We start from the raw sequence: 11,676 nt of genomic DNA, 5'->3' as shown, positions 1-11,676 counted from the left end.
ACCCCCCGGTATCCTGCGGATGTCCACCACACAAAGCCGAAGGGCATTCCCGTGAGCGCCACTCTTCCCCAAGTTCTCGGCTCGGCTCGAACTGGGGATACCCCACCGGCGGCCGTCGTCGTCCTCGCCGCGGGTGAGGGCACCCGTATGAAGTCGGCCACCCCCAAGGTCCTGCACGAGATCTGCGGGCGCTCGCTCGTCGGTCACGTCGTGGCCGCCGCCCGCGAGCTCGACCCCGAGCACCTCGTCGTGGTCGTCGGCCACGCGCGCGAGCAGGTCGGCGCCCACCTCGCCGCGATCGACGCCTCAGTGCGCACCGCCGTCCAGCACGAGCAGAACGGCACCGGTCACGCGGTCCGGATGGCGCTGGAGGAGCTCGGCCAGTCCATCGAGGGCACCGTCGTCGTGGTCTGCGGTGACACACCCCTGCTGACCGGCGACACCCTGGCCGCCCTGACGCGTACGCACGAGAAGGACGGCAACGCCGTCACCGTGCTGACCGCCGAGGTCCCCGACTCGACCGGCTACGGCCGGATCGTGCGCGACGCGGCCTCCGGCACCGTCACCGCGATCGTCGAGCACAAGGACGCGACCGAGGAGCAGCGGGCGATCCGGGAGATCAACTCCGGGGTGTTCGCGTTCGACGGCGCGCTGCTCGCGGACGCGCTGGGCAAGGTCCGTACGGACAACAGCCAGGGCGAGGAGTACCTCACCGACGTCCTCGGCATCCTGCGCGAGGCCGGGCACCGGGTGGGCGCCTCGGTCGGCGGGGACCACCGGGAGATCCTGGGGATCAACAACCGGGTGCAGCTCGCGGAGGCGCGCCGGCTGCTCAACGACCGTCTGCTGGAGCGGGCGATGCTCGCGGGTGTCACGGTCGTGGACCCGGCCACCACGTTCATCGACGTGACCGTCACCTTCGAGCAGGACGCGCTCGTCCACCCGGGCACCCAGCTGCTCGGCGCCACGCATCTGGGCCGCGGCGCGGAGGTGGGTCCGAACTCCCGGCTGACCGGCACCCAGGTCGGCGCGGGCGCGCGCGTGGACAACACTGTGGCGTACGACTCGGAGATCGGCGAGGGCGCGTCGGTGGGTCCGTACGCCTATCTGCGGCCCGGCACCCGTCTCGGGGTGAAGGCGAAGATCGGTACGTACGTCGAGACGAAGAACGCGACGATCGGCGAGGGCACCAAGGTGCCGCACCTGTCGTACGTGGGTGACGCGACGATCGGTGAGTACTCGAACATCGGCGCTGCCAGTGTGTTCGTGAACTACGACGGCGAGGCCAAGCACCACACCACGATCGGCTCGCACTGCAAGACGGGTTCGGACAACATGTTTGTTGCTCCTGTCACAGTGGGGGACGGTGCCTACACGGCGGCGGGGTCGGTCATCACCAAGGACGTACCCGCGGGTTCGCTGGCCGTGGCCCGTGGCCAGCAGCGGAATATCGAGGGCTGGGTGGCCCGCAAGCGGCCGGGCAGCGCCGCCGCGCAGGCGGCTGCCGCCGCTTCCGAAGAGGCCGTTGGCGAAAACTGACCGGAAACATCTGCGCCTGTCACGGCGTACCGTGATAGGCGCACACGATTCGGCTGGCTCGTCGCCAAGGGACCGCGCGGGCTCAGCAGCAGAAAACACCTCTGAGGAGACAGTGCTGTGACCGGGATCAAGACGACCGGCGAGAAGAAGCTGATGCTCTTCTCCGGCCGCGCCCACCCCGAGCTGGCCGAGGAGGTCGCGCACCAGCTGGGTGTCGGCCTCGTGCCGACGAAGGCCTTCGACTTCGCCAACGGTGAGATCTACGTCCGCTTCCAGGAGTCGGCGCGTGGCGCGGACTGCTTCCTGATCCAGAGCCACACGGCTCCGATCAATAAGTGGATCATGGAGCAGCTGATCATGATCGACGCGCTGAAGCGCGCGTCGGCCCGCTCCATCACCGTGATCGTGCCGTCCTACGGGTACGCCCGCCAGGACAAGAAGCACAAGGGCCGCGAGCCGATCTCCGCCCGGCTCATCGCGGACCTCCTGAAGACGGCGGGTGCCGACCGGATCCTCACGGTCGATCTGCACACCGACCAGATCCAGGGCTTCTTCGACGGCCCGGTCGACCACCTCACCGCGCTGCCGGTCCTCGCGGACTACGTGGGCGCCAAGGTGGACCGCTCCAAGCTGACGATCGTCTCGCCGGACGCGGGCCGCGTGCGCGTCGCCGACCGCTGGTGCGACCGGCTGGACGCGCCGCTGGCGATCGTGCACAAGCGCCGTGACAAGGACGTCGCCAACCAGGTGACCGTCCACGAGGTCGTGGGTGACGTCGAGGGCCGCGTCTGCGTCCTGGTCGACGACATGATCGACACCGGTGGCACGATCTGCGCCGCCGCCGACGCCCTGTTCGCGCACGGCGCGGAGGACGTCATCGTGACGGCCACGCACGGCATCCTGTCCGGCCCTGCCGCCGACCGTCTGAAGAACTCCAAGGTCAGCGAGTTCGTCTTCACGAACACGCTGCCCGACCCGGCCGACCTGGAGCTGGACAAGGTCACCGTCCTCTCCATCGCCCCGTCGATCGCCCGCGCGGTCCGCGAGGTCTTCGAGGACGGTTCGGTCACCAGCCTCTTCGAGGAGCAGTAGGCACCGGAGCCACAGGTCACCGGGGTCACAGAAGATCCTTTTGGGTGCGGCCTCCCGGCCGGGTAGACTCATCGAGTTGCTCGGCGAGGGAGGCCGTACCTGTTTCCGGTACGGCGGTCCGTTATCGACGCGCTCTTCGTAGCAGGCCAGTCGTGGCCGGGTAACGGCCACCTTTTCCCACCTGCTTATACGAGGAGTGCACATGTCCGAGGTCAAGCTCGCCGCCGAGGTCCGTTCCGAGTTCGGCAAGGGCGCCGCCCGCAGCATCCGCCGCGCCAACAAGGTTCCCGCGGTCGTCTACGGCCACGGCACCGAGCCGGTCCACGTCACCCTGCCGGGCCACGAGCTGCTGCTCGCCCTGCGTACCCCCAACGTCCTGCTCTCCCTGGACATCGACGGCAAGAACGAGCTGGCGATCCCGAAGGCCGTCCAGCGTGACGCCATCAAGGGCTACCTGGTCCACGTCGACCTGCTGCTCGTCCGCCGCGGCGAGAAGGTCACGGTCGAGGTCGCGGTCGAGACCGAGGGCGACCTGGCCCCGGGCAGCTTCCTCGTCGAGAACGTGCTGAACACGCTCTCCGTCGAGACCGAGGCGACCCACATCCCGACCTCCGTCACCGTCTCCATCGCGGGCCTGGAGGCCGGCGCGTCCATCCTCGCCAAGGACGTCCCGCTGCCCAAGGGCACCACGCTGGCCACCGACCCCGAGGCCGTCGTCGTGCAGATCCTGTCGGCGCAGGCCGAGGAGCCGGCCGCGGAGTCGGCCGAGGGCGAGTCCGCCGAGGCCTGAGCCGTACGCTCTGCCTGACGGGGTGGCGGGCCACTGCGGCCCGCCACCCCGTTTTTTCCTGTCGGCACGGAAGAGAGACGCAGCGGAGATGACCACGGATGCGAACGCGCCCTGGCTGGTCGTGGGCCTGGGCAACCCCGGTCCCGAGTACGCGGGGAACCGGCACAACGTCGGCTTCATGGTGGCCGACCTGCTCGCCTCCCGTATCGGCGGCAAGTTCAAGACGCACAAGGCGCGCGCCCAGGTCGTCGAGGGCCGGATCGGCCCGGCCGGGCCCCTCAACCGCCGGGTGGTCCTGGCCAAGCCGCTGTCGTACATGAACCTCTCCGGCGGTCCCGTCACCCAGCTGCGCGACTTCTACAAGGTGCCGGTCGAGAACATCGTCGCCGTCCACGACGAGCTGGACATCGACTACGGGGTGCTGCGGCTGAAGTTCGGCGGCGGCGACAACGGCCACAACGGTCTGAAGTCGATGACCAAGTCCTTCGGCCCGGACTACCACCGGGTGCGCTTCGGCATCGGCCGCCCGCCGGGCCGGATGCAGGTCGCGGACTTCGTCCTGAAGGACTTCTCCTCGACCGAGCGCAAGGAACTCGACTACTTCGTGGACCGCGCGGCCGACGCCGTCGAGGCGCTGGTCATCGAGGGTCTGGAGCGGGCGCAGTCGACGTACAACTCCTGACCCGCGCAAGGGAGAAGCCCCGGCAGCCGTAAGGCCGCCGGGGCTTCGCCGTGTCCGCGTGGCCGGGTCAGCCGGTGTTGCGCAGGCCCGCCGCCACACCGTTGACGGTCAGCAGCAGAGCCCGCGCGAGCAGCGGGTCGGGGCTCTCGCCGCGCTCGGCCTCGGCGCGCTGGCGCGCCAGCAGGGACACCTGGAGGTAGGAGATCGGGTCCAGGTAGGCGTCGCGGATGGCGAAGGTCTGCTGGAGCACCGGGTGCGAGCCGAGCAGTTCGTCGCCGCCGGTGATCCGCAGGACCTCGCTGACGGTGAGGGCGTGCTCGGCCTCGATGTCGGCGAAGACGTGCTTGAGCTCGTCGGGCACCAGGGTGTCCACGTAGTGGCGGGCGATCCGCAGATCGGTCTTGGCGAGCGTCATCTCCACGTTGGAGATGAAGTTCCGGAAGAAGTGCCACTGCTCGTGCATCTCGTCCAGGACGGTGTCCAGACCGGCCTCGCGCAGCGCCCTCAGACCCGAGCCCACACCGAACCAGCCGGGGACGATCTGCCGCGACTGGGTCCAGCCGAACACCCACGGGATCGCCCGCAGCCCGTCCAGACCCGCGCCGGAGTCCGGGCGGCGCGAGGGACGCGAGCCCAGGTGCAGCTCGGCGAGCTGGTCGACGGGGGTGGAGGCGAAGAAGTACGCGGGCAGGTCGGGGTCCTCGACCAGCTTGCGGTAGGCCGCGTGGGCGGCGTCGGAGACCGTGTCCATCGCCGCGTCCCAGCGGGCCAGCGCCTCGTCGGACTGGCGCGGGGCGGTGTGCAGGGCGGAGGCCTGGAGGGTGGCCGCGACCGTCAGCTCCAGGTTCTCGCGGGCGAGCGAGGGGATGAGGTACTTGTCGGAGATGACCTCGCCCTGCTCGGTCACCTTGATCTCGCCCTCCAGGGTGCCCCAGGGCTGCGCGAGGATCGCGTCGTGCGAGGGGCCGCCGCCGCGGCCGACGGTGCCGCCGCGGCCGTGGAAGAGCCGCAGCCGCACGCCGTAGCGGTGGGCCACGTCGCGCAGCCGGCGCTGGGCGCGGTGGATCTCCCACTGCGAGGTGGTGATGCCGCCGAACTTGGAGGAGTCGGAGTAGCCGAGCATGACCTCCTGGACGTCGCCGCGGAGCGAGACGAGCCGCCGGTAGGAGGGGTCGGCCAGCATCTCGTCGAGGATGACGTCGGCGGCGCGCAGCTCGTCGGTGGTCTCCAGGAGCGGCACGATGCCGATCTTCGCCCAGCCGCCGTGCAGATCGACGAGTCCGGCCTCGCGGGCGAGGACGGCCGCGGCGAAGACGTCGTCGGCGCCCTGGCACATCGAGATGATGTACGACTCGATGACCTCGGGGCCGAACCGCTCGAAGGCCTCCTTGATCGTGCCGAAGACGCCCAGGGTCTTCTGGCCGGCCTCGTCCAGCGGCGCGGGCGTGGGGGCCAGCGGGCGCCGCGAGCGGAGCTCCTTGGCCAGCAGCTTCTGGCGGTACTCGCGCGGCATGTCCGCGTACCGCCAGGACTCCTCGCCGAGGCGGTCGAAGAGCTGGCCGAGCGCGTGGTGGTGGGCGTCGGCGTGCTCGCGGACGTCCATGGTGGCGAGCTGGAGGCCGAAGGCGGCGAGGGTGCGGATGGTGCGGTCCATCCGGCCGTCCGCGAACAGCTCGCCGCGGTGGGCCCGCAGCGACGTCTGGATGAGGGTGAGGTCCGCCAGGAGCTCGGAGGTGCCCAGGTAGTCGCGGCCGGGCCGGTGCGGGGTGCCCTTGGCGAGCCGCTCCTTGGTGTTGACGAGCTTCTGGCGTACGCAGGTCGCCTTGAGCCGGTAGGGCTCCTCCGCGTTGAGCCGCTTGTAGCGGGGGCTGATCTCGGGGAGCGTCTCCAGGTCGGCCTGGAGGGAGGCGAGGAGCTCGTCGGTGGCGCCCGCGTACCGGATTGAGTTCGAGAGCAGTCCGCGCAGGTAGTCGATCACTTCGAGCGCGTCATTGATGCCGTGCTCGTGCTGGAGGATCAGTACGTCCCAGGTGACCTGCGGGGTCACGTTGGGGTTGCCGTCGCGGTCGCCGCCGATCCAGGTGCCGAAGGTGAGCGGGCGGGTGCCGGCGGGCAGCTCCACACCGACCCGGCCGAGCTCGGCCGCCAAGTCCTCCAGGACGTCGCCGACCGCGCCGGCGTGCAGCTCGTCCAGGTAGTAGATGGCGTTGCGGGCCTCGTCGGCGGGCTCGGGGCGCACCACGCGCAGCTCGTCGGTCTGCCAGATGAGGTCGATGTTCTCGGCGAGCCGGAGGTCGACGCGGCGCCGGTCGGCCTCGGTGACCGGGGTCTCCAGGAGGGCGGCGATCCGGCGCAGCTTGTTGAGGACGGAGCGGCGGGCCGCCTCGGTGGGGTGCGCGGTGAAGACCGGGCGCACGTTCAGGTTCCGGACCGTCTCGCGCAGGTGCTCGGGGTCGGCGTCCTTGAGCATGTCGGCGGTGCGGGCGAGCAGCCCGCCCTCGGCGGCCCGGTGGGCGCGCAGCTCACGGCCGCGGTGCACCTGCTCGGTGACGTTGGCGAGGTGGAAGTAGGTGGAGAAGGCGCGGACGAGCTTGGCGGCGGTCTCCACCTCGGTGCCGCCGAGCAGCTCGGCGGCGGCCTCGCCGTCCGTACGGGTGAGGGCGCGCACGCGCTCGACGAGCTCCAGGAGCTCGGGTCCTTCCTGGCGGACGAGCGCCTCGCCCAGGAGATCACCCAGTCGGCGGATGTCGGCGCGAAGCTCGGGGCTGGCGGCGTGGGTCTGGTCGGCACTGCTCACAGGTGCGGCTCCTTGCAGTGTTTGAGCACGTCTGGAGGGGTACTGGAGGCTTGCGGACCGCGCTGTCCGACGAGACCCAGGATAGGTGTCCATACGTGCGACGCGGTCCACGGCCCTCTTGTGCCCTCTTGTACGGCGGCGGGGCACTGCCATACTTACGTCGCCGTAGGTTACGGATCCGTAGCCAGGGCCTCTCGTCTCTTCACTCACCCCACGGGGGGATCCCCATATGACCACAAGCCCCGACCTCATCGATCCGGCCACCGAGCCGCCGGGTTCCTCCGCGACGCGCGGGGGTGAGAGCAAACGGTCCGTGGAACAGATCGCGCTGCTGCTCTTCATCGTCGTGCCGTTCGTGGCGCTGCTCGCCGCGGTGCCGCTGGCCTGGGGCTGGGGTGTCAGCTGGCTGGACCTCGGCCTGATGGTGTTCATGTACTACCTGGGCTGCCACGGTGTCACGATCGGCTTCCACCGGTACTTCACGCACGGCTCCTTCAAGGCCAGGCGCCCGCTGCGGATCGCCCTCGCGGTGGCCGGTTCCATGGCGGTCGAGGGGCCGCTGGTGCGCTGGGTGGCCGACCACCGCAAGCACCACAAGTTCTCCGACGCGGACGGCGACCCGCACTCTCCGTGGCGGTTCGGCGAGACGCTGCCCGCGCTGATGAAGGGCCTGTGGTGGGCCCACATCGCGTGGATGTTCAACGAGGAGCAGACCTCGCAGGAGAAGTACGCGCCGGATCTGCTCAAGGACCCGGCGATCCGCCGGATCTCCCGCGACTTCGTCTACTGGACGATCCTCTCGCTGGCCATTCCGCCGATCGTGGGCGGTCTGGTGACGATGTCGTGGTGGGGCGCGTTCACCGCGTTCTTCTGGGGCTCGCTGGTGCGGGTCGCGCTGCTGCACCACGTGACCTGGTCGATCAACTCCATCTGCCACGCGGTGGGCAAGCGCCCGTTCAAGTCCCGTGACCGCTCCGGGAACGTGTGGTGGCTGGCGGTCCTGTCGTGCGGCGAGTCCTGGCACAACCTGCACCACGCCGACCCGACCTCGGCCCGGCACGGTGTGATGCGCGGCCAGATCGACTCCAGCGCCCGGATCATCCGCTGGTGCGAGCAGCTGGGCTGGGCGTACGACGTGCGCTGGCCCACCGAGGACCGGCTCGACGCCAAGCGCAGCGAGCCCGGCGCGCCGTCCCGGCGGATGGAGAAGGCCCACGAGGAGAGCGCCCGTAAGGACAAGGCCGCCGAGGCGGCATGATGGAGGACGTGGCGACCGACTCCAGCACCACCCGCGCGACCAGCAGTAACGGCTCGGCGGGCACCGAACGACCCCGGCGGACCCGTCGTACCCGGATGACGGGTGCCGAGCGCCGGGAGCAGTTGCTGGACATCGGCCGCACGCTCTTCGCCGAGAAGGGCTTCGAGGGCACCTCCGTGGAGGAGATCGCGGCGAAGGCCGGCGTCTCCAAGCCGGTGGTGTACGAGCACTTCGGCGGCAAGGAGGGGCTGTACGCGGTGGTGGTCGACCGTGAGATGCGCTCGCTCCTGGAGGGGGTGACGGGCGCGCTGACGGCGGGACATCCGCGCGAGCTCCTGGAGCAGGCCGCGTTCGCGCTGCTCGACTACATCGAGAAGTACACGGACGGGTTCCGCATCCTGGTGCGGGACTCGCCCGTGGCGCAGTCGACGGGCACCTTCGCCTCGCTGATCTCCGACATCGCGACCCAGGTCGAGGACATCCTCGGCCTGGAGTTCAAGGCCCGCGGCTTCGACCCGAAGCTGGCCCCGCTGTACGCGCAGGCGCTGGTCGGGATGGTCGCGCTGACCGGGCAGTGGTGGCTGGACGCGCGCAAGCCGAAGAAGGCCGAGGTCGCCGCGCACCTGGTGAACCTGGCCTGGCACGGCCTGGACGGGCTGGAGCAGAAGCCCCGGCTGATAGGGCACCGCAGGAGCTGAGCGGAGACCGGGCGGAAGCCGACGGAAGCCGGGCGGTGGTGGCGGATCGTAAAGATCTCGAATGGGTCGCGAGTTCTCTCGTGGCCCATTTTCCACTTCAACCACATGCGTATCGGCTGTAGGCTTCACGCACATTCCCGGGGGGGATTTGGGCATTCTCTCGTGAGCGGCCGTGCGCGCCTCGACGTCTCGTCGACGCGCCGCGTATGGGCCCCGCGAGGGCTGTTCCCGCGTGCTCCGCATTCCGCGTGATCCGCGATGAATTCCACCCGGTTCCACCCGCATATTCCCTGGGGGGAATTTTGTCTTCTGTGCGCATCTCGCGCCCCGGCCGCCTCGCGGCCTGCACCGCCCTGGCACTCTCGGCCGGCATGCTCCTTTCCGGCACCGCCTCGGCCGACGAGGCGCCGAAGGCGCCGCACACGGCCGTGAAGCCGGCCGCGCCCCGCCTCGACGCGCAGCCGTCGCTCACGCTGCCGCAGCACTCCAAGCGGTCCGGCGCCGCCGCGGCCACCCCGCTCAAGCCCCGTCTGGACGTCGACAAGGACGGCTCGGGCGACATCCTCTACCGCGCGATCAACGGCAAGGCCTACCTGGAGACGGGCAAGCAGGGCCTGGAGTTCGCCAACTACTTCGGCGCGTACAAGGACCTGATCGCCCCCGGCGACCTGGACGGCGACGGCTCCCCCGAGCTGCTGACCGTCTCCCCCACCGGGACCCTGTCGCTGTACGCGGGCGCGGGCACCGGCGGCACGTCGTACGCCACCTGGACCGGCCAGGGCTGGAACGCCTACAACAAGCTCTTCGCCCCCGGTGACGTCAACGGCGACGGCAAGTACGACCTGATGGCCCGCACGCCCTCCGGCGACCTGTACCTGTACCTGGGCAACGGCAGCGCCACCGGCGACCCGTTCGCCTCCAAGGTCCGGGTCGGCGGCGGCTGGCAGGCCTACGACCAGCTGGTCGGCGCCAACGACATGAACGGCGACGGCCTCGGGGACGTCGTGGCCCGCACGCCCGGCGGCGACCTGTACTTCTACGCGGGCACCGGCGACGCCGCCGACCCGCTGCGGTCGCGCGTCCGCGTCGGCGGCGGCTGGGACGCGTACAACCAGATCGTGCCCGTGGACGACACCAACAGCGACGGCCTCGCCGACATCGCCGCGCGCACCCCCGGCGGCACGCTCAACCTCTACCTCGCCGACGGCAAGGGCAACTTCGCGGACCGGATCCCGGGCGGCGGCGGCTGGTACGTCTCGTCCGTGTTCGCCTCGCAGGGCGGCAACACCACGTACGGCAAGAGCGACCTGATGGGCCGGGACGCCAAGGGGACGCTGTACTACTACTACGCCCGCAACAACGGCACGCTGAGCGCCCGCCAGAAGGTGAGCGACGACGGCGGCTGGCTCGGCTCGCACATGGGCTACGCGTCCTCGCTGGACGCCGACAACGACCCCGAGCTGTTCGAGGTCTACGAGAACAACCTGTACGCCGACAGCAACTACATCAGCGGCGGCTGGGGCGGCTACAACCTGGTCGTGGGCCCCGGCGACCTCAACAACGACGGCAAGGGCGACCTGCTCAGCCGTGACGGTTCGGGCACCCTGTGGCTCCAGCGCGGCAACGGCGAGGGCACCGGGTTCGCCTCCCGCCTCAAGATCGGCGGCGGCTGGAACGGCTACGACCGGATCGTCGGCGCGGGCGACCTCACCGGGGACGGCCTGACCGACATCGTCGCGCGCACCGGCGACGGCAAGCTGTACCTGTACGCGGGCACCGGGTCCTCCTCGGCCCCGTTCCGGTCGCGCGTCTACGTCGGCCCCGGCTGGCAGCAGTTCCGCACCATCGCGGCCCCCGGCGACCTCAACGGCGACGGCCGGGCGGACCTGATCGCCACCAACTCCCGCGGTGAGGCGTTCCGTTACGACTCCAACGGCTACGGCGGCTTCAAGTCCCGGGTGAAGCTGGGCGACGGCTGGAACACCTACAACGACCTGTACTAGGAGTTCCGCACCGGTTCCCCGCGTCCCCGAGGGGCGCGGGGAACCGGCGTGTCCGGGCCGCTACGACGGCTCGGGGAGCCGTGCGGCGGCGGGCGTCAGCGGTCCTTCCTGCGGGCCACCGCGAAGATGCGGCGGAAGGGGAAGACCGTGCCGTGCGGGCCCGGCGGGTAGGCGCGGCGCAGCAGGTCGCGGTATTCGGCGAGGAAGGCCCCGGTGGCCTCCTCGTCGTCGGCGAGGGCGGTCAGGGCCGGGCGCAGGGCGGTGCCCTTGACCCAGTCCAGGACCGGGTCCTCGCCGGGCAGCAGCTGGGAGTACGTCGTCTCCCACACGTCCGCCTCGCAGCCCAGGTCGGTCAGGCGCAGCAGGTACTCGGCGGGGCTGAGGATGTGGACGTAGCGGCGGCCGTGCTCGCCCAGCCGCCCGCGCCAGCGCGGCGACTCGCAGAGCTCGCCGAGCAGGGCGTGGCTGGGCGAGGTGAAGTTGCCGGGGACCTGGAAGGCGAGGGTGCCGCCGGGGGTGAGGCCCTCGATCCAGCAGGCGAAGGACTCGGGGTGGTTGGGGACCCACTGGAGGGCCGCGTTGGAGACGATCAGGTCGTACGGCTCCTCGGGGGTCCAGTGGGCGAGGTCGGCCGGGCGGAAGTCCAGCCAGCCGCCGCCCGGGGTGGTGCCCGCGTGGTCCTTGTCGGCCTGGGCGAGCATCTCGGGCGAGAGGTCGAAGCCGGTGACCCGGGCGTCCGGCCAGCGGTCGGTGAGCAGGGCGGTGACGTTGCCCGGGCCGCAGCCGAGGTCCGCGATCCGGACGGGCGGGCGGGTTC

The 11,676-nt window shown here is 70.6% G+C and carries 9 protein-coding genes; 7 read left to right on the top strand and 2 right to left on the bottom strand.

Annotation, left to right across the window (positions count from 1 at the left end; genetic code table 11):
* Nucleotides 1–51: 51 nt before the first annotated feature.
* The 4 genes from glmU to pth all read left to right on the top strand — a co-directional run bounded on the left by glmU (nt 52) and on the right by pth (nt 4,103).
* Nucleotides 52–1,539, top strand: coding sequence for a bifunctional UDP-N-acetylglucosamine diphosphorylase/glucosamine-1-phosphate N-acetyltransferase GlmU (gene glmU, locus ACJA3G_RS17455; RefSeq protein WP_406553920.1), 1,488 nt, complete (start codon nt 52–54; stop codon nt 1,537–1,539).
* Between the two features lie 117 nt (nt 1,540–1,656).
* On the top strand, nt 1,657–2,631 hold the full coding sequence (locus tag ACJA3G_RS17450; RefSeq protein ID WP_358836491.1) for a ribose-phosphate diphosphokinase: 975 nt from the start codon (nt 1,657–1,659) through the stop codon (nt 2,629–2,631).
* Between the two features lie 202 nt (nt 2,632–2,833).
* Entirely contained in the window at nt 2,834–3,421 is a 588-nt protein-coding gene (locus tag ACJA3G_RS17445) for a 50S ribosomal protein L25/general stress protein Ctc (protein WP_406553918.1), read from the top strand.
* Between the two features lie 88 nt (nt 3,422–3,509).
* Complete coding sequence (gene pth / locus ACJA3G_RS17440) at nt 3,510–4,103, top strand: aminoacyl-tRNA hydrolase (RefSeq protein ID WP_406553917.1); 594 nt, start codon at nt 3,510–3,512, stop codon at nt 4,101–4,103.
* 67 nt (nt 4,104–4,170) lie between these two features.
* Here pth and ppc read toward each other — a convergent pair whose 3' ends face one another.
* Complete coding sequence (gene ppc / locus ACJA3G_RS17435; RefSeq protein WP_406553916.1) at nt 4,171–6,900, bottom strand: phosphoenolpyruvate carboxylase; 2,730 nt, start codon at nt 6,898–6,900, stop codon at nt 4,171–4,173.
* Nucleotides 6,901–7,129: 229 nt separating this feature from the next.
* Here ppc and ACJA3G_RS17430 point away from each other — a divergent pair, with 229 nt between their 5' ends.
* The 3 genes from ACJA3G_RS17430 to ACJA3G_RS17420 all read left to right on the top strand — a co-directional run bounded on the left by ACJA3G_RS17430 (nt 7,130) and on the right by ACJA3G_RS17420 (nt 10,859).
* The gene (locus ACJA3G_RS17430) at nt 7,130–8,158 is read left to right on the top strand and encodes an acyl-CoA desaturase (RefSeq protein ID WP_406553915.1); all 1,029 of its coding nucleotides are present in this window, start codon (nt 7,130–7,132) and stop codon (nt 8,156–8,158) included.
* The gene (locus ACJA3G_RS17425; RefSeq protein ID WP_406553919.1) at nt 8,158–8,856 is read left to right on the top strand and encodes a TetR family transcriptional regulator; all 699 of its coding nucleotides are present in this window, start codon (nt 8,158–8,160) and stop codon (nt 8,854–8,856) included. The genes ACJA3G_RS17430 and ACJA3G_RS17425 overlap by 1 nt, the downstream gene beginning before the upstream one ends.
* Before the next feature lie 311 nt (nt 8,857–9,167).
* Entirely contained in the window at nt 9,168–10,859 is a 1,692-nt protein-coding gene (locus ACJA3G_RS17420) for an FG-GAP repeat domain-containing protein (RefSeq protein WP_406553914.1), read from the top strand.
* A gap of 95 nt (nt 10,860–10,954) precedes the next feature.
* Here the strand turns inward: ACJA3G_RS17420 and ACJA3G_RS17415 are convergent.
* A partial coding sequence (locus tag ACJA3G_RS17415; RefSeq protein ID WP_406553913.1) for a methyltransferase domain-containing protein occupies nt 10,955–11,676 on the bottom strand: 722 nt, incomplete at its 5' end.

This window comes from Streptomyces sp. YS-3 (assembly GCF_045257485.1).
GTDB lineage: Bacteria > Actinomycetota > Actinomycetes > Streptomycetales > Streptomycetaceae > Streptomyces.
Note: the sequence above shows the minus strand (reverse complement) of the source record. Positions and strands in the feature narration are given on the sequence as shown.

What these genes read in the sequence shown, in the direction of transcription:
- ACJA3G_RS17445 (WP_406553918.1), top strand. Translation starts at nt 2,834, where the DNA reads ATGTCCGAGGTCAAGCTCGCCGCCGAGGTCCGTTCCGAGTTCGGCAAG.
- pth (WP_406553917.1), top strand. Translation starts at nt 3,510, where the DNA reads ATGACCACGGATGCGAACGCGCCCTGGCTGGTCGTGGGCCTGGGCAAC.
- ACJA3G_RS17430 (WP_406553915.1), top strand. Translation starts at nt 7,130, where the DNA reads ATGACCACAAGCCCCGACCTCATCGATCCGGCCACCGAGCCGCCGGGT.
- ACJA3G_RS17425 (WP_406553919.1), top strand. Translation starts at nt 8,158, where the DNA reads ATGGAGGACGTGGCGACCGACTCCAGCACCACCCGCGCGACCAGCAGT.